Origin of the sequence: Citrobacter sp. FP75 (assembly GCF_018342065.1) — a bacterium.
Lineage (GTDB): Bacteria > Pseudomonadota > Gammaproteobacteria > Enterobacterales > Enterobacteriaceae > Citrobacter.
Genome location: NZ_JAFDOE010000001.1, coordinates 1,508,012 through 1,524,685, shown reverse-complemented (window position 1 = coordinate 1,524,685; position 16,674 = coordinate 1,508,012). Strand labels below are relative to the sequence as shown.

Below are 16,674 nucleotides of genomic sequence, written 5' to 3'. Positions count from 1 at the left end.
TACATTTGGCTGTAGGTCGGGTAAGCGTTAGCGCCACCCGACAACAATAGTTACTTCAACCCTTCCGCTTTAAGCGCAGCGGCCACCGCTGGACGCTCAGCCATGCGTGTCATATAAGCCTCGATATGGCTTAATCCTTCCATATTCAATTTTACGGCATACGCCCAACGTAGCACGGTAAACAGATAGGCATCCGCAATGGAAAAGCGCTGACCACAGATCCATGGATTGTCCTTCAGTGACTCGTTTACATACTGCATTTTTTTCTCCAGCAGCGCGCGTACGGTCGGTTTGTACTCATCCGGTGTATCGGGACGGAACAATGGCGTAAAGCCTTTATGCAGTTCTGTCGCAATAAAGTTAAGCCACTCCAGCGTTTTATAGCGTGAGAGGCTGCTGGTGGGGGCGAGGAGTTGGCGGTCTGGCACCGTGTCGGCCAGATATTGCATGATGGCCACGCCTTCGGTCAGTAGCGTACCGTCGTCCAGCAGTAGAGCAGGAACTTGTCCTTTTGGGTTTACCGCGAAAAAATCATCGCCGTTTTCCAGACGTTTCTTCATCAGATCAACACCATCCAGGGTGAAATCTTTACCGCTTTCACGCAGCGTGATGTGGGAAGCGAGAGAACAAGCGCCCGGTTTGTAGAACAGTTTCATCGGTAACTCCTTTTGGCTGAGGTATATCGTATGGTAGTGCTACCTCAGGCAAAAAAAAAGCCGCTAACATCAGTTAGCGGCCTGAAAATAAGTTTCCCTGAGAATTACGCTGTCGCGGCCTTAGAGGCTTTCTCGCTTACTTCGTCGTCCTGAGTCATACGGTTCAGTTTCGGCGCAGTCAGCAGCATCAGAACAGCGATAACCGCCGTTGCAACACCAATCTGCAGGAACACACGGCCGTAGACTTCCAGGGACATCAGCGGGTCAGTCACGTTCTCTGGGACCGCCATCATGTTAGCCACGTAACCACCGATGATGTTGGCACCGGCAGTGGTCAGGAACCAGCTACCCATGATGAAGCCCATCAGACGCTGTGGAACCAGCTGTGCCACCATTGCCAGACCCAGGCCGGAGATCATCAGTTCACCGATACTCTGCAGGCCATAGCAGATGATCAGCCAGTTAACAGAAACGATGCCCGCGTCAGTCGCAAATTTTGCACCCAGCGGCAGGATCAGGAACGCACCGGAACACAGCACCATACCAATAGCGAACTTGGTTGGCATCGGCAGAGTGTCACCCATCTTGTTATAGATAGCGGCAAGAATTGGGCTACCGATGATGATCCAGAACGGGTTCAGCGCCTGGTACTGCTCAGGTTCGAACGCGATACCCAGAATAGAGTGTTCAACGTTACGAATCGCAAAGAAGTTCAGTGACGTCGGCATCTGGCTGTACAGTACGAAGAAGATAATCGCTTCCAGCATCAGAATGAAGGCGACAATCATTTTACGACGCGCGGCACCCTTCATGGCGAAAGCTTCTTTACCGAAGATAAACACGATACCCAGAGCAATGACGCCCAGGACCATACGTGCGATACCCTGGTTGTGCAGTAACCATGTCGCGATAGCGATCAACACCACTACGCCAGCAATAGTCAGCAGCAGATTACGGAAGTTGATCGGCTCAAAATCAGGTTTAGAACCGTACTGTTTAACCCAGCGCTGGCAGAATGCGAAGTTAACAACGGTGATCAGCATACCTACGACGCTCAGGGCGAACGCGGTGCTCCAGCCGTAACGTGCTGCCAGCCACGGCGTTGCCAGCATCGAGAAGAATGAACCGATGTTGACGGACATGTAGTACATAGTAAATGCACCATCAAGACGCGGGTCATCTTTTGCATAGCAGGTGGAGAGCAGGGAAGATGGGTTTGCTTTAAACAGGCCATTACCGACCGCGATGGCCGCCATACCCATATAAACGATACCCGCATCGTGACCGGACCATGCAACCAGTGCATAACCGATGGCCAGAACAACGGCACCCAGCATAATGACACGCTTCGTTCCCAGAACTTTATCACCTAACCAGCCGCCGATGGCAACCAGACCATAAACCAGGGCGCTAAAGGAGGAGAAAAGAGTGATGGAATCCGCTTCTGACATACCCAGCTGTTTTACCAGGTAGACGGCCATAATCCCTTGCAGGCCGTAGTAGCCAAAACGTTCCCACAGCTCAATTGAGAAAATGAGATAGAACGCTTTTGGTTGTTTGAAGGCGTTTAAACTCACGCTTTCAGTTGGTTTATTGTTTGCAGTAGACACTTTTACCTCTTTTTTTACATCCCATATCAACGGGGGTGTTCAGGTACGTGATGAGTCAAGTTCATCCGTCCGATTGTTATAGTGGGAGGGGAAACGGCAAGTAATGTTCACTATCTTGACCATTCAGACAAGTGGTTTGTAATACTCTGTTACATATATCCCATCTGGTTAAATCGTCGGGGCTGCGAAATGTTATCTAGCGTTAAATTTCTTCATTTGAAAAATGGCAGATTTTTACACTGTTTAACCGGGGCGAAAACCGCAGATTGGCGATATGTTCTGCTATTAAGCGTTGAATCCAGTGATATAGGCCATTATCTGAAAAATAGCCAGTGTAATGTTTTGTATCGAATCGCAGGGTTCAGGTCATTTGATTGTAATTTTAACTATGAATATAAAAATATTTAACATGATGTTATCAATGTGATCCTGTTCACGTATGGATAGAAATTTCTACTACTAAAAAAACGATTAACCTGCTCAGGCGCTAATAGACAAGAATATTACATTAGATATGTGCTTAAGCGCGGCATCATTGTCGGGAGATAAACGGCTGGGGAGTGCATAACTAATCGTTATGGTAAAAAAGGGTAACGGGCGTTACCCCTTCTGATCAGATGTCGACTTTCTCTTTAAATTCACAGAGATCTTCAATGATACAGGAGCCGCAGCGCGGCTTCCTGGCAATGCAGGTGTAGCGGCCATGAAGAATTAACCAGTGATGGCAGTCGACTTTAAATTCACCGGGAACGACTTTCAGCAACTTTTCTTCGACCTGCTCGACGTTTTTTCCTGGTGCGAATTGTGTACGATTACAGACCCGAAAAATATGGGTATCCACGGCGATGGTTGGCCAGCCAAAGGCGGTATTCAGCACCACGTTGGCGGTTTTACGCCCGACTCCTGGCAGTGCTTCCAGTGCCGCTCTGTCCTCCGGAACCTCACCATTATGTTGTTCGAGCAGAATGCGGCAGGTCTTAATCACGTTTTCCGCTTTGCTGTTGAACAGACCAATTTTTTTGATATACGACTTAACGCCCTCAACGCCGAGCTCCAGCATTGCGGCAGGGGTATTGGCGACGGGATACAGCTTCGCCGTTGCTTTATTGACGCTGACGTCGGTCGCCTGTGCTGAAAGCAGCACGGAAATCAGCAGCTCAAACGGCGACGTAAAATTGAGTTCAGTGGTGGGGTGCGGATTGTTATCGCGTAGACGCGTCAGTATTTCCAGCCGTTTTGCTTTGTTCATGACACATTCCCTGTCTCACCCGCCGGAGTGTCTGCCACAGCAGCCTCCGCGCGACGTTTCTTCATCTTCTCGTCAATAAGATACTTCACGGCCAGCATCAGCCCCAGCCCGATAAACGCGCCTGGCGGCAGCATGGCTAACAGGAACGGCGTGTCAGTGTGGAAGATCTCAACGCGCAGTACTTTGGCCCAGCTACCCAGCAGGCCGTCAGCACCATCAAACAGCGTGCCGTTACCGATAATCTCGCGCAGTGAACCCAGTACAAACATGGCACAGGTTGCCCCCATACCAATGGAGAAACCGTCCAGAGCGGAGAGTGCGGGGCCTTTTTTCGCCGCAAAAGCCTCGGCACGGCCGACCACAATGCAGTTGGTAACAATCAGTGGGATGAAGATCCCCAGAGACTGATACAGGCCAAAGGCGTAGGCGTTGATGAGCATCTGCACGGCACTGACCACTGAAGCGATGATCATGACGTAGATTGGAATACGAATCTCAGACGGCGTCCAGCGGCGCAGGGCGGAGATGGTCAGGTTGGTTAGCGTTAAAACCAGCGTCGTGGCAAGTCCCAGCCCGAGGGCATTGGTGGCAGTAGAGGTGACCGCAAGCAGCGGACACATGCCGAGTAACTGTACCAACGCGGAGTTGTTTTTCCACAGTCCCTGAACAATAACGTCTTTAATTTCGCTCATGGTTTATTCTCCACAGGCGGGAAGTTGAGGAAGTTGCGCAGGCAGCGTTTGCGCATACAGGCCTGCGCGTTTCACTGCATTAACCACCGCGCGGGGAGTGATGGTCGCACCGGTGAACTGGTCGAAGTCGCCGCCATCTTTTTTTACAGCCCAACGCGGGTCGTTTTCAGCAGAGATCGTTTTACCGCTAAAGTGAGTTACCCAGTCGGACAAACGTAGCTCAATCTTATCACCAAGACCCGGTGTTTCATGATGCTCAGTGACCCGCGTACCCAGCACGGTACCGTTAAAATCGACACCGACCAGCAGTTGTATTGCGCCGGAGTAGCCATCTGGCGCGGTGGCCTCCAGAATTGCCGCGACCGGACGCTCATCCTGACGGGCGATATAAACACGGTGCGTCCCTTTGCCTAATGCAGGTGCAGTAACCAGATAACAGCTGTCGCGCAGGCTGTTATTGTAGCGGCCGTTCGGCAGAACCTGATCAAACAGCGCTTTTTGCTGCAGCGTTGCCTGCTCATCAATCGTGGACTTGGTCAGTTGATTGATTGCCGCCGTTAACCCCGTAGAGCCGGCGGCAAACAGTGCCAGAGTGATACCGTGTTTACGAATCGTTTTCAGCATATGTTGTCCTTAGCGATGTCCGTACACGCGAGGGCGGGTGTAATAATCAATCAGGGGAACCGTGATATTTGCCAGCAATACGGCAAAGGCCACGCCATCCGGATACCCACCAAAACTGCGAATCAGCCATACCAACAGACCAGCAAGCGCGCCAAAAATCAGGCGACCACGGTTGGTTGTTGATGCGGTAACGGGATCGGTAAGAATGAAGAATGCGCCGAGCATGGTTGCGCCAGAGAGCAAATGCAACTGTGGCGAAGCCAGCGTGTCCGGCGAGAAAAACCAGCCTAACGTCGCACAGACGGCGAGCGACAGCAGGAAACTCACCGGAATATGCCAGCGAATAGCGTTTTTCCACAACAGGATCACACCACCTGCCAGCCAGGCCAGATTTACCCACTGCCAACCTGCACCTGCGAGCATCCCACTGTAAATAGGGTACTGCATAACCTGTTCAACCGAGTGTCCTGCATGTAACGATGTCTTGAACGTATCAAGCGGAGTCGCCTGGCTAATGCCGTCGATGCCCATCCGCAAGGTGTTCATATCACCGCCGCTGGCAGTATGCCCGCTAAAGATGACGTTCAGGGCGTCAATAAAACCTGGCACCGTGGCCGCTATTTCATGTGGAGGGAGCCAACTGGTCATCTGCACCGGGAAGGAAATAAGCAGGACCACATAGCCAATCATCGCCGGGTTAAACGGGTTCTGCCCGAGGCCGCCATACAGCTGTTTAGCAATGATAACGGCAAATACGGTGCCCAATACCACCATCCACCAGGGTGCCAGAGGCGGAAGGCTGACGGCAAGCAGTAACCCGGTAAGCAGCGCAGAGTTGTCTTTTAAAATAGCAACAACCGGCTGCTTACGCAGTTTCAATACGCCTGCTTCAGCGGCAATTGCGCTGATGGAGGCGAGGATAATCTGTACCAATGTTCCCCAGCCAAAGAACCAAAGCTGAGCGGCAATCCCCGGTAACGCAGCAATTAACACCAGCATCATAATACGCGATGTCTGGCGTTGGTTATGGGTATAAGGAGAGCTTGCGATTCTGAATACCATTTATTCCTCGTTAACAACCTGCTGCTGGGCGGCTTTTTTAGCCTGAGCGCGTGCAATAGCGGCCGCAACGGCGGCTTTGCGCGGATCGACCGGTTCAGCCGTCTCGGCGACGGCCTGCTGCTCAAGCTTACGTGCTTTGGCGCGGGCAATAGCGGCTTCTACCGCGGCTTTGCGCGGATCGACCGGTTCAGCCGTCTCGGCGACGGACTGCTGCTCAAGCTTACGCGCTTTGGCGCGGGCAATAGCGGCTTCTACTGCGGCTTTGCGCGGATCGGCGTCCATGTTGCTCTCGGCATTTGGCGAACGTTCCGCCTGCTTGGCTCGTGCCTGCGCTTTACGCGCCTCACGGGCGGCAATGACGGCGCTATTATCCGGTTTCTCACCCGCCTGGATGACAACCGGCTGCAACGCCTGCGCCTGTTTTTCTTTCACGCGGGCCAGTGCGGCAGCAATGGCATCGTTGTCTTTCGCGGCAGGCTGGACAGCGGCGCTTTTATGGCGCTCAAGACGTGCGGCTTTTTCGCGCTCCAGGCGCGCCTGTCTGGCCTCAAATCGCGCTTTAGCTTCTGCGGCGCGTTTTTCTTCCTGGCTTATGGCATAGATCTCGGCTTTTTCCTGGCGGAAATACTGCACCAGCGGAATATTGCTGGGGCATACCCAGGCGCAGGCACCGCATTCAATGCAGTCAGCGATATTATGGCTGGTTGCTTTGTCGTGCTGCTGGCCTTTACTAAACCAGTAAAGCTGCTGAGGCAGAAGATCGGCCGGGCAGGCATCGGCGCAGGCACTACAGCGAATGCAGCCTTTTTCTTCCTGCGGTTCGCCCATTTCACTGGCAGACGGTGCCAGAAGGCAGTTGGTTATCTTCACGACCGGAACATCAAGCCAGGGAAGGGTGAAGCCCATCAGCGGGCCGCCCATGATCACCATTTGCTCAGCGGAAGGGCAAAAACCTGCGTCATCAAGCAGGTGGCGTACAGGCGTGCCTAATCGCGCCCAGACGTTGCCCGGGCGGCTGACGGCTTCGCCGGTCAGCGTCACGACGCGTTCGGTGATCGGCTCCCCGTCAATCACGGCGCGTTTGACCGCATAGGCCGTACCGACGTTTTGCATCAGGACGCCGATATCCGAGGAGCGCCCACCGTGTGGGACCTGTTTCCCGGTTAGAATTTGTGTCAGTTGCTTCGCCCCGCCGGAAGGGTATTTGGTCGGGATAACGCGCAGGCTGATATCGTGTGAGTCCGCCAGCACCGCACGCAGCATGGAAATGGCCTGCGGTTTGTTATCTTCAATTCCCAGCAGAATCTCACGCGGTTGTAAAATGTGGGCCAGGATGCGGATACCTTCCACTACCTGGGCGGCGCAATCCTGCATCAGGCGGTCGTCAGCAGTAATGTAGGGTTCACATTCAGCGGCGTTGATGATCAGCGTTTCAATTTTATCTCCGCCACCCTGCAGTTTGACACCGGTGGGAAAACCTGCGCCGCCTAACCCGGCAACGCCGTACTGATGAATACGGGCAATGAGTTCTTCCCGGCTGTGAGCGCGATAGTCAGCCCAGCCGTCACGCTCAATCCAGCGATCTTCGCCATCTGCATCAATGATGACGCTGAGTTCGGCTAATGCTGAAGGATGCGCGGTGGAGTGCGGTGCAATAGCTGCAATAGTGCCGGAGGTAGGCGCATGCACCGGCAACATTTTGCCGCGCCCGCGCGTCAGTGCCTGGCCACGCAGGACGCGGTCACCAACGTTTACGCACAGTTCACCCTCCGCACCAATATGCTGTTTAAGCGGAATAACAAAGCGCGGTGGTAACGGTACTTGTCGCAGCGGCGTGCCGTTCGACTGGGTCTTCATCTCGGGCGGGTGAATACCGCCTTCGAAGTCCCAAATTTTGTTTTTTCTGAATGCAGAGAATAGCTTAAACATGTTGTTCCACGGGAATGATGCGCACGGGGATGGTGTTCAAATCCCACTTCCAGCTATCAGGCGTTTCGGCAACCGGGCGTAATTCAATACACTGGGTCGGGCAGGGATCAACGCACAGGTTACATCCGGTACAGAGATCGCTCATGACCGTGTGCATAGCGCGCGTTGCGCCGACGATGGCATCAACCGGGCAGGCCTGAATACACTTGGTGCAGCCAATACAATTGTCTTCATCAATGACCGCCAGCATACGCACCGGCGTGACGTCTTGTTCATCGCCATCAATGGGCTGCGGGTCGACGTTCAACAGGGTAGCAATTTTTAACATCACCGCTTCACCGCCAGGGGCGCAACGGTTGATTTTTTCGCCCTGACAACCTATCGCTTCTGCGTACGGGCGACAGCCGGGATAACCGCACTGTCCGCACTGGCTTTGCGGGAGAATTTCATCGATTTTTTCTACGACCGGATCGTCCTCAACGGCAAAGCGCCGGGAGGCATAACCTAAAATAGCGCCGAACGCCAGACCCAGCAGACTCACTGCGGCAACGGCAATCCAGATAGCATTCATTACAGCTTCACCAAACCACTAAAGCCCATAAAGGCCAATGACATTAAACCGGCGGTAATCAGCGCAATCGCATTACCGCGAAAAGGAGCCGGAACATCTGCCACGGCGAGGCGTTCGCGAATGGCGGCGAACAATACCATCACCAGCGAGAAGCCCACGGCGGCGGAAAAACCGTACAGTGCCGACTGTAAAAAGTTATGGCCGAGGTTGATATTTAACAACGCAACGCCCAATACCGCACAGTTTGTGGTGATCAACGGTAAGAAAATCCCCAGAAGGCGATACAGCGCAGGACTCGTTTTACGCACCACCATCTCGGTAAATTGTACGACCACAGCGATGACTAAGATAAAGGCCAGCGTGCGCAGATAGATGAGATCGAGCGGGATGAGGATCCAGGTGTCAATCAGCCATGCGCAAATCGATGCCAGCGTCATTACAAAGGTCGTAGCGAGGCCCATGCCCATCGCGGTTTCCAGTTTTTTGGAAACGCCCATAAAGGGGCAAAGGCCCAGAAACTTGACCAGTACAAAGTTATTGACCAGTACAGTTCCGACAAACAGCAGCAGGTAATCAGTCATTTTTCGGCCTGAAATAAAAAAGCCGCCTATTATCTGTCAATCTTCAACAGGCGACAACAGGTTAACTGTAGGGTTATTACGGGTTCACAAACGTCGTTTTCACGCGTTGCGAACGCTTGAAGTAGGGCACCAGTAGCGCCGCAGCTAACAACGGGAACAAAAGCTGGCGTACGGCAAAGGCATCCGGTACAGGTGAGAATGCAAACGCTTTAATCGCCAGTAATACGGAGATCAGCAGCCATAGAATATAGTGCTTAGGCACACAGGTTCTGCGTTTGAAAAACGCGATCGTCAGCCACAGCGTGTAGTACCACATGGCGATAGCGGTAATAAAGGAAACGCCCCATAAGAGCAAATTAGCGGTACTTTGTTCGCCGAGCGTTTTGAATGTCTGCGGCGTGGCCAGCGCAGTCACATACAGCAACATTGCCAGTGAAGCGCTCAACAACGCCACTAACAGCCAGGCCAGTGGCCCAAGTAGCCAGCCTCCGATACGTTGTGCCGGTGTCGTCATCTCTTCTCCAGGGTTACGCGCGCGAACAATCATGCCATTCATTTTGGGGCGATTATTATAAAGCTTTTAACGATGAGCGCTACTTTCTTATTTATTGCACATAATGCCAGACGGATTTAGGCACCTCGCCGATGTCGAACAGGCGCCCGCCGGAGATAAGCTCCGCACGGCGGTGATCCGCTGCGCGATACATATTGATTATGTCGCGATCGTCGGTGAGCGTGTAGTTAAGGTGATCGAACAGTTTTTCCAGGCTTTCGAGTGAACTAATTTTGCGGAATTTTAATAAGTAATCCTGAACAGTCATATAAGGAGATCCATATTAAGAAAATAACACCAACGGAGTAGTGAATATTAAAAAATAAACAAGGTTGCACAGGTAAAAGCGCATCGATGTGCAAAGATAAAAATAAGAGTGTTTGTACTGATAGACACGCAGGCACGATGAGCACCCGTGGAAAGGGTAACGCGCTTCGCAATCGCAGGCAATAAGCGCCTAAGTGAGGTACAGCATAATTCGCTTTTTTTGACAGAAATGACGCTTTTACAGCCTAACCCAGCATGACTGCTGGGTTAAAAAAGAAGGCTATTGGTTATTTCTTCTGCACCGCAGCCGTCGGTTCCGGTGGCTGGTAGTTGTCAATATGGGTGGCAATACCTAAAAGGATGACGGAGACCGTGAGAACAATCCAACCTGTTAACTCAATAAGACGATTCATTACTGACGACATTTGCTTTGATTTATCCTTAAACACAGGGGGCAAATGTTACTTATCAATAAGTAAGACGGCAAGAGCATTGGGAACGATTTCGAAGACTTTTTCGCAGCAAGTTAACGCTAAGTGGCATATGTTTGACTTAAGTTAAATAACGACCTTTGTCGCGTAAAGGTTATTAAACTGTTGTGACGTTGCGATGTATGGTGTGAAATAGGTCGGTCCTGAATAGAGAGGCAATAATATGAGTGACAACATCCGCGTTGGGCTGATTGGCTATGGCTATGCCAGCAAAACTTTTCATGCCCCTCTGATAGTGGGCACCCCGGGGCTGGAACTGGCTGCGGTATCCAGCAGTGATGAAGCAAAAGTGAAGGCGGACTGGCCATCTGTTGCGGTGGTGAGTGAGCCTAAGCATCTGTTTAACGATCCCAGTATCGATCTGATTGTGATCCCCACGCCGAATGACACGCATTTCCCGCTCGCGAAAGCGGCGCTGGAAGCGGGTAAGCACGTGGTTGTTGATAAGCCTTTCACCGTGACATTGTCACAAGCGCGCGAGCTGGATGCGCTGGCGCGTAGCCTCGGTCGCGTACTCTCTGTTTTCCATAACCGGCGCTGGGACAGTGATTTCCTGACGCTGAAAGCCCTGCTGGCAGACGGTGTGCTGGGTGAAGTTGCCTACTTTGAATCCCACTTCGATCGTTTTCGTCCCCAGGTTCGCGACCGCTGGCGTGAACAGGGCGGACCGGGAAGCGGCGTCTGGTACGATTTGGCACCACATCTGTTGGATCAGGCCATCAACCTGTTTGGTTTGCCCGTTAGCCTGACGGTAGACCTGGCGCAGTTGCGTCCTGGTGCGCAAGCGACCGATTATTTCCACGCTATTTTGACCTACCCGCAGCGTCGGGTGGTTCTGCATGGCACAATGCTTGCTGCCGCTGAGTCTGCCCGCTATATCGTGCACGGATCGCGCGGGAGCTATGTGAAGTACGGCCTTGATCCGCAGGAGGAACGTTTAAAAAATGGCGAACGTTTGCCTCAGGAAGACTGGGGGTACGACATGCGCGATGGCGTGCTGACGCGGGTTGAAGGTGAAGAACGCGTGGAAGAAACCTGGTTGACCGTGCCGGGCAACTATCCGGCTTATTATGCGGGCATCCGCGATGCGCTGAACGGCAATGGCGAAAACCCGGTTCCGGCACGACAGGCCATTCAAATTATGGAGCTTATCGAGTTAGGTCTTGAATCGGCAAAACACCGCTCTACGCTGTGCCTTGCCTGATAATGTAAATGCCGGATTAGCGTTAGCGCTATCCGGCAATAACACGCTTACGCTGCAGCCACTTTCTCACGCAGTGCACGTTTTTCTTCTGTACTCAAAAACGCCATTTCCAGGCCATTGATTTGCGCCTGACGGATTTGATCGCGACTCAATCCCGCCGCCGGAGCGGCAATGGTATATTCGTGAATAATATCTACGCCCTGAACCGCCGGATCGTCGGTATTCAGACTGGCCAGAACGCCATGTTCGAGGAACGTTTTCAGCGGATGTGCCGCCAGCGAAGCGACGGTGCTGGTCTGGATGTTAGACGTCAGGCAGGATTCGATACCAATACGCTGCTCGGCAAGAAAATCCATTAACGCGCGATCTTCGACGGCTTTGACGCCATGACCAATACGTTCAGCGCCCAGTTCTCTGATGGCCTGCCAGATACTTTCAGGGCCTGCAGCTTCACCTGCGTGCACGGTAATGTGCCAACCCGCGTCGCGAGCGCGGTTAAAATGTGACAGGAACAGGCTGCCCGGGAAGCCGAGTTCGTCGCCCGCCAGATCCAACGCAGTAATGTGATCGCGGTGCGCTAACAGCGCATCCAGCTCCTGCAGGCAAGCGGCTTCGCCGAAGGTACGGCTCATGATACCGATTAAGCGGGCTTCAACACCAAAAGCCTTGCAGCCTTCACGCACGCCAGCGATCACCGCTTCAACCACGCCCGCGACGGGGAGTTGATGCGCCATTGCCATATAGCCTGGTGAGAAGCGCAGTTCAACATAGTGCAGGCCGTTACGGGCGGCATCTTCAATATTCTCAAATGCCACGCGGCGGCAGGCATCCAGTGAAGCCAGTACCTTCACGCCCCAGTCGAGCTTTGACAAAAAGCTGACTAAATCCGGCTCTGTCGAGGTGACTTGTACATGGGGTATCAGCGTGTCCAGCGTTTGAGCAGGGAGAGTTAAATTGAACTGACGACCAAGATCGAGAATCGTTTGCGCGCGGATGTTACCATCAAGGTGGCGATGGACGTCTGTTAAGGGAAGGGAAATATCAATCATGATCGCACTCTTTTTGACAGGTAAAGTGCGCAGTATTATAAGAATAAATCAGGATAAAAATCTATGTTGCGCAATGAATAATTTCATTGCGCAACATCAGTTATTGCACTGAACGGATGGCGTTAATCAATCCCTGAACGCCTTTCTCCAGTTTTGCACGCGGGCACCCGGCATTCAGACGAACAAACCCGCGACCTTCTTCACCATAGGTGTACCCCGGCATGATGGCGACTTTTTGCTGGTGGATGAGCGCATCCTGCAAAGCCTGGTCATCAATATTGAGTGCGCGCAGGTCAATCCATGCCAGGTAAGTAGCCTGCGGGACCTGCCAGTTTAGCTCAGGAAACGCCGTATTGAGCTCATGCGCGACATAATGCAGGTTATCGACCAGATAGTCGCGTAACGCATCCAGCCATGGCGAGCCTTGTTGATAAGCAGCAATATGCGCGGTAAGCGCCAGTACCGCTGGTGAGGAAAGCCCATCACGGCCTTTTAACGCACTGAGGTAGTCGTTACGGCTATTAGCATCTTCAATGATCCCGTAAGCCCCGGTTAATGCCGGAATATTAAAACTCTTGGAACCGGACGTGAGCAGCGCCCAACTGTCACGCGCGACGTTACTCCATGGGATATGCGGGTGTTCTCCCCAAACCATATCCATATGGATCTCATCGGAAATAACCTTCACGTCGTGGCGTTGGCACAGGTCGGCCATGGTTTCGAGTTCATCGCGAGTCCACACTTTTCCCGTTGGGTTTTGCGGGCTACAGAGCAGAAGAATTTTACTCTCAGGCCGTGAGAGTACGCTCTCAAGCGCAACCATATCGCAGTACCAGCCGTCCGCACGTTTCTCCAGTTCGACTGGGAGCACCGTTCGCTGGTTACCCTCGATGGCTTTGTAAAACGCATCGTAAGCCGGGGTATGGATAACGACCGCATCCCCCGTTGATGACCACTGGCGGATCAGCTCCGACACCATATAGATGACGGAAGGGCCGTAAACCACCGATTGCGGATCAATTTGGGTGTGATGGCGGGTCAGGAACCAGTGACTAATCGCCGCCAAAAACTCATCATTTTTCCAGCGACTGTAGCCCAATACACCGTGTGACAGGCGCTGCGTCAGCGCCTCCAGAATGCAAGGTGCAGTGGCAAAATCCATATCTGAGATGGTGAACGGCAGCAGGTCTGCCGAGCCAAAACGGTCGGCGACGTAGTCCCACTGGGTGCACCACGTACCATGCCTGTCCACTTCCGTTGAAAAATCAAACATATCGTTGTCCTTATGCCTGCACGGTATTCATCAGAACCGCCATTTCGTCTTTCACCGACTGGACCTGCGGACCAATCACCACCTGCAGATTATGCTGGTTGAGTTGAACGACACCAATGGCACGATTGTCCTTCAGCGCCTGCACATTCACAAGTGACATATCCTTTACTGACAGACGCAGACGGGTGATGCAGTTATCCAGGCTGACGATGTTTTCTGCACCGCCCAGCGCCGCCAGAATGGCCGGTACGTTATAGCCCGATTTGCCCGGCGTTCCGGCCATGACTTTTTCGATGTTGCTGGCAATTTCGACATCACGACCCGGCGTTTTCAGATTAAAACGTGTGATGGCGAAGCGGAAGATGACGTAGTACACCGCGAACCAGATAGCCGCAACAACCGGCACCAGATACCACTTGGTGGACAATCCGTGCAGGATGCCAAACACCACGAAGTCAATCAGGTTGCCATCTGTGTTGCCGATAGTAACGCCAAGCACTGCCATTACGGTGAAGCCAAGACCAGTCAACAGCGCGTGGATAACATACAGCACCGGCGCCACGAACAGGAACAAGAACTCCAGAGGCTCGGTGGTTCCGCCGATCACGCAGGCAATCAGGCCAGAGATTAATAACCCTTTAATTTTATGACGATTCTCAGGGCGAGCGCAGTGATACATGGCTAACGCCGCACCCGGTAAACCGCCGAGGAATGCCGGCATTTTGCCCTGGGACAGGAAACGCGTGGCGCTTTCAGAGAAACCCTGAGTTGTCGGACAGCTCAGCTGAGCCTGGAAAATAGTCAGCGCGCCGCTCACGCTATGGCCGCAGACTTCCTGCGTGCCGCCTGCTTCAGTAAAGCGAATTAATGCCACCAGAATATGGTGCAGACCAAACGGCAGCAGCAGTCGCTCGCCGGTACCAAACAGCATCGGACCAAATTCACCGGCGCTGTTGATGATGTTGCCGAGTCCGGTAATGCCCATAGCGAAAACCGGCCAAATCAGCGGGATTACCAGCCCGACCAGCCCCATCACCACCGAGGAGATGATCGGAACAAAGCGGGTACCACCGAAGAACGCCAGCGCATCCGGCAGGCGAATGTTGTGGAAGCGCTCATGCAGCATCCAAACAATGATCCCGGCAATGACCGCGCCGAGGATCCCGGTGTCGATCGACTGGATCCCCAGAATATTTTGCACGTTATTGGCTTTGAGGATCGCCGCATCCGTGGTGGGTAAAATACCTTTGGCCGTTAACCAAAAGTTGACGGCAAGGTTCATGACCGCATAGCCGACAAACCCGGCAAAGGCCGCAACACCTTTGTTCTCGCGCGCCAGACCAAGGGGGATTGCGATACAAAACATCACCGGCAAAAAACTAAATGCGAAAGAACCGACTTTGCTCATCCAGGTAAACAGCGCCTGCAGCATCGGATTTCCCAGAGCCGGGATCAGTGTAATGACATCATGGCTGCTTAATGAGCTGCCGATCCCTAACATGATCCCGCAAAACGAGAGCAGTGCCACGGGCAGCATAAAGGTTTTGCCCAACTGCTGGAAAAATTCCCATAACGTTACTTTTGGTGTGGTTCTCGTCGTCATCTAACGACTCCTTGTAAAAAATCGATCAACAAATGATGGCGAGAAGATAAAACGTTTTACCTAATTTTAGTGCGTTACAAATCACATTATCGAACGATAATAGGGCGTATAAATATAAACGATTGATAAAACGTTTTATCTGTCACGTTATCAGGGAGCTTTCTGGTTTTATGGCTATAGCCAAAAAAATAACCATCCATGATGTTGCGCTGGCTGCTGGCGTATCGGTCAGTACGGTCTCATTGGTTCTCAGCGGCAAAGGGCGTATCTCTTCCGCCACAGGAGAACGGGTCAATGCTGCCATCGAACAACTGGGATTTGTACGTAACCGCCAGGCATCGGCGCTGCGTGGCGGGCAGAGTGGGGTCATTGGTTTAATTGTTCGCGATCTCTCGACGCCGTTTTATGCCGAGCTGACGGCAGGGTTGACGGAAGCCTTAGAAGCTCAGGGGCGGATGGTGTTTTTACTGCATGGCGGTAAGGACGGCGAACAGTTGGCCCAGCGTTTCTCAATGTTACTCAACCAGGGTGTGGATGGGGTGGTGATCGCCGGAGCGGCGGGCAGCAGCGACGCGTTACGGCAACTGGCCGGTGAAAAAGGGATCCCAGTAGTGTTTGCTTCACGCGCCAGCTATCTGGATGATGCCGACACCGTCAGGCCCGACAATATGCAGGCAGCACAGCTACTGGTCGAGTATCTCGTCGGGCATGGTCATCAGCGAATCGCCTGGCTGGGGGGGCAGAGTTCCTCGCTGACCCGTGCAGAACGTGTGGGTGGATATTGCGCTACGCTGCTCAAATTTGGACTGCCTTTTCACAGCGACTGGGTACTGGAGTGCGCCTCCAGCCAGAAGCAGGCCGCAGAAGCCGTTACGGCGCTGCTACGCCATAACCCGACCATCAGCGCGGTAGTGTGCTACAACGAAACCATCGCCGTTGGGGCATGGTTTGGCCTGATGAAAGCAGGGCGTCAGAGTGGTGAAATTGGCGTTGATCGCTATTTTGAACAGCAGATCTCACTGGCCGCCTTTGCCGATGTGGCTGAGAACGCCCTGGATGATTTACCGATTATTTGGGCCAGCACCCCCGCGCGTGAACTGGGGTATACGCTTGCTGAACGTGTACTGCAGCGAATCAGCAATGATGAGGGGCATTCGCGTAATCTGACGTTATCCGCCCGGCTGGTGACGCAGAAGTAATGTCGCAGAGGTAAAAAAGCCCGATAAATCGCGTTATCGGGCCGTGACTGGCATCGTGCAG

The 16,674-nt window shown here is 53.0% G+C and carries 17 protein-coding genes; 2 read left to right on the top strand and 15 right to left on the bottom strand.

Annotated elements, in window-relative coordinates; genetic code table 11:
- Positions 1 to 50 precede the first annotated feature (50 nt).
- From gstA to blr, 12 genes are all read right to left on the bottom strand, one after another.
- A complete protein-coding gene (gene gstA / locus JQ822_RS07400) occupies positions 51 to 656 on the bottom strand; it encodes a glutathione transferase GstA (RefSeq protein ID WP_213132902.1) in 606 nt (201 codons plus the stop codon).
- 104 nt (positions 657 to 760) lie between these two features.
- Positions 761 to 2,266 carry a dipeptide/tripeptide permease DtpA gene (gene dtpA, locus JQ822_RS07395; RefSeq protein ID WP_213132901.1) on the bottom strand — a complete coding sequence of 502 codons (1,506 nt, stop codon included), beginning with the start codon at positions 2,264 to 2,266 and terminating at the stop codon, positions 761 to 763.
- Positions 2,267 to 2,879: 613 nt separating this feature from the next.
- The gene (nth, locus tag JQ822_RS07390) at positions 2,880 to 3,515 is read right to left on the bottom strand and encodes an endonuclease III (protein ID WP_213132900.1); all 636 of its coding nucleotides are present in this window, start codon (positions 3,513 to 3,515) and stop codon (positions 2,880 to 2,882) included.
- A complete protein-coding gene (locus JQ822_RS07385; RefSeq protein ID WP_213132899.1) occupies positions 3,512 to 4,207 on the bottom strand; it encodes an electron transport complex subunit E in 696 nt (231 codons plus the stop codon). The genes nth and JQ822_RS07385 overlap by 4 nt, the downstream gene beginning before the upstream one ends.
- Positions 4,208 to 4,210: 3 nt before the next feature.
- On the bottom strand, positions 4,211 to 4,831 hold the full coding sequence (gene rsxG, locus JQ822_RS07380; protein ID WP_213132898.1) for an electron transport complex subunit RsxG: 621 nt from the start codon (positions 4,829 to 4,831) through the stop codon (positions 4,211 to 4,213).
- A gap of 9 nt (positions 4,832 to 4,840) precedes the next feature.
- A complete protein-coding gene (gene rsxD / locus JQ822_RS07375) occupies positions 4,841 to 5,893 on the bottom strand; it encodes an electron transport complex subunit RsxD (RefSeq protein ID WP_213132897.1) in 1,053 nt (350 codons plus the stop codon).
- Positions 5,894 to 7,822, bottom strand: a complete 1,929-nt coding sequence (gene rsxC / locus JQ822_RS07370; RefSeq protein ID WP_213132896.1) for an electron transport complex subunit RsxC — start codon at positions 7,820 to 7,822, stop codon at positions 5,894 to 5,896. It abuts the gene before it with no gap.
- Positions 7,815 to 8,393 (bottom strand): electron transport complex subunit RsxB, encoded by a 579-nt coding sequence (gene rsxB, locus JQ822_RS07365; RefSeq protein ID WP_213132895.1) that lies wholly within the window; start codon positions 8,391 to 8,393, stop codon positions 7,815 to 7,817. Before rsxB ends, rsxC begins: the two co-directional genes overlap by 8 nt.
- Positions 8,393 to 8,974 carry an electron transport complex subunit RsxA gene (rsxA, locus tag JQ822_RS07360; protein ID WP_005121199.1) on the bottom strand — a complete coding sequence of 194 codons (582 nt, stop codon included), beginning with the start codon at positions 8,972 to 8,974 and terminating at the stop codon, positions 8,393 to 8,395. The genes rsxB and rsxA overlap by 1 nt, the downstream gene beginning before the upstream one ends.
- A 76-nt stretch (positions 8,975 to 9,050) precedes the next feature.
- On the bottom strand, positions 9,051 to 9,488 hold the full coding sequence (locus JQ822_RS07355) for a DUF2569 domain-containing protein (protein WP_135321731.1): 438 nt from the start codon (positions 9,486 to 9,488) through the stop codon (positions 9,051 to 9,053).
- A 91-nt stretch (positions 9,489 to 9,579) separates the two neighbouring features.
- The gene (gene ydgT, locus JQ822_RS07350; protein ID WP_135321732.1) at positions 9,580 to 9,795 is read right to left on the bottom strand and encodes a transcription modulator YdgT; all 216 of its coding nucleotides are present in this window, start codon (positions 9,793 to 9,795) and stop codon (positions 9,580 to 9,582) included.
- 286 nt (positions 9,796 to 10,081) lie between these two features.
- Positions 10,082 to 10,207, bottom strand: coding sequence for a division septum protein Blr (gene blr, locus JQ822_RS07345; protein ID WP_213132990.1), 126 nt, complete (start codon positions 10,205 to 10,207; stop codon positions 10,082 to 10,084).
- Between the two features lie 241 nt (positions 10,208 to 10,448).
- Between blr and JQ822_RS07340 the strand changes: the two genes are divergently transcribed.
- Positions 10,449 to 11,489, top strand: a complete 1,041-nt coding sequence (locus tag JQ822_RS07340) for an oxidoreductase (protein WP_213132894.1) — start codon at positions 10,449 to 10,451, stop codon at positions 11,487 to 11,489.
- A gap of 47 nt (positions 11,490 to 11,536) precedes the next feature.
- On the opposite strand, the gene add is transcribed toward JQ822_RS07340, so the two are convergent.
- The 3 genes from add to malX form a co-directional block, all read right to left on the bottom strand.
- Positions 11,537 to 12,538 carry an adenosine deaminase gene (add, locus tag JQ822_RS07335; protein WP_213132893.1) on the bottom strand — a complete coding sequence of 334 codons (1,002 nt, stop codon included), beginning with the start codon at positions 12,536 to 12,538 and terminating at the stop codon, positions 11,537 to 11,539.
- Between the two features lie 100 nt (positions 12,539 to 12,638).
- Positions 12,639 to 13,811, bottom strand: coding sequence for a MalY/PatB family protein (locus tag JQ822_RS07330; protein ID WP_213132892.1), 1,173 nt, complete (start codon positions 13,809 to 13,811; stop codon positions 12,639 to 12,641).
- Positions 13,812 to 13,821: 10 nt separating this feature from the next.
- A complete protein-coding gene (gene malX / locus JQ822_RS07325; protein WP_213132891.1) occupies positions 13,822 to 15,414 on the bottom strand; it encodes a maltose/glucose-specific PTS transporter subunit IIBC in 1,593 nt (530 codons plus the stop codon).
- Between the two features lie 170 nt (positions 15,415 to 15,584).
- Here malX and JQ822_RS07320 point away from each other — a divergent pair, with 170 nt between their 5' ends.
- Positions 15,585 to 16,613, top strand: coding sequence for a Mal regulon transcriptional regulator MalI (locus JQ822_RS07320; RefSeq protein ID WP_213132890.1), 1,029 nt, complete (start codon positions 15,585 to 15,587; stop codon positions 16,611 to 16,613).
- Positions 16,614 to 16,674: the final 61 nt, after the last annotated feature.

Excerpts from the sequence above, each read along its gene's own strand:
- gstA (WP_213132902.1), bottom strand. The coding sequence starts at position 656 with ATGAAACTGTTCTACAAACCGGGCGCTTGTTCTCTCGCTTCCCACATC.
- nth (WP_213132900.1), bottom strand. The coding sequence starts at position 3,515 with ATGAACAAAGCAAAACGGCTGGAAATACTGACGCGTCTACGCGATAAC.
- JQ822_RS07385 (WP_213132899.1), bottom strand. The coding sequence starts at position 4,207 with ATGAGCGAAATTAAAGACGTTATTGTTCAGGGACTGTGGAAAAACAAC.
- rsxG (WP_213132898.1), bottom strand. The coding sequence starts at position 4,831 with ATGCTGAAAACGATTCGTAAACACGGTATCACTCTGGCACTGTTTGCC.
- rsxD (WP_213132897.1), bottom strand. The coding sequence starts at position 5,893 with ATGGTATTCAGAATCGCAAGCTCTCCTTATACCCATAACCAACGCCAG.
- rsxC (WP_213132896.1), bottom strand. The coding sequence starts at position 7,822 with ATGTTTAAGCTATTCTCTGCATTCAGAAAAAACAAAATTTGGGACTTC.
- rsxB (WP_213132895.1), bottom strand. The coding sequence starts at position 8,393 with ATGAATGCTATCTGGATTGCCGTTGCCGCAGTGAGTCTGCTGGGTCTG.
- rsxA (WP_005121199.1), bottom strand. The coding sequence starts at position 8,974 with ATGACTGATTACCTGCTGCTGTTTGTCGGAACTGTACTGGTCAATAAC.
- JQ822_RS07355 (WP_135321731.1), bottom strand. The coding sequence starts at position 9,488 with ATGACGACACCGGCACAACGTATCGGAGGCTGGCTACTTGGGCCACTG.
- ydgT (WP_135321732.1), bottom strand. The coding sequence starts at position 9,795 with ATGACTGTTCAGGATTACTTATTAAAATTCCGCAAAATTAGTTCACTC.
- blr (WP_213132990.1), bottom strand. The coding sequence starts at position 10,207 with ATGAATCGTCTTATTGAGTTAACAGGTTGGATTGTTCTCACGGTCTCC.
- JQ822_RS07340 (WP_213132894.1), top strand. The coding sequence starts at position 10,449 with ATGAGTGACAACATCCGCGTTGGGCTGATTGGCTATGGCTATGCCAGC.
- add (WP_213132893.1), bottom strand. The coding sequence starts at position 12,538 with ATGATTGATATTTCCCTTCCCTTAACAGACGTCCATCGCCACCTTGAT.
- JQ822_RS07330 (WP_213132892.1), bottom strand. The coding sequence starts at position 13,811 with ATGTTTGATTTTTCAACGGAAGTGGACAGGCATGGTACGTGGTGCACC.
- malX (WP_213132891.1), bottom strand. The coding sequence starts at position 15,414 with ATGACGACGAGAACCACACCAAAAGTAACGTTATGGGAATTTTTCCAG.
- JQ822_RS07320 (WP_213132890.1), top strand. The coding sequence starts at position 15,585 with ATGGCTATAGCCAAAAAAATAACCATCCATGATGTTGCGCTGGCTGCT.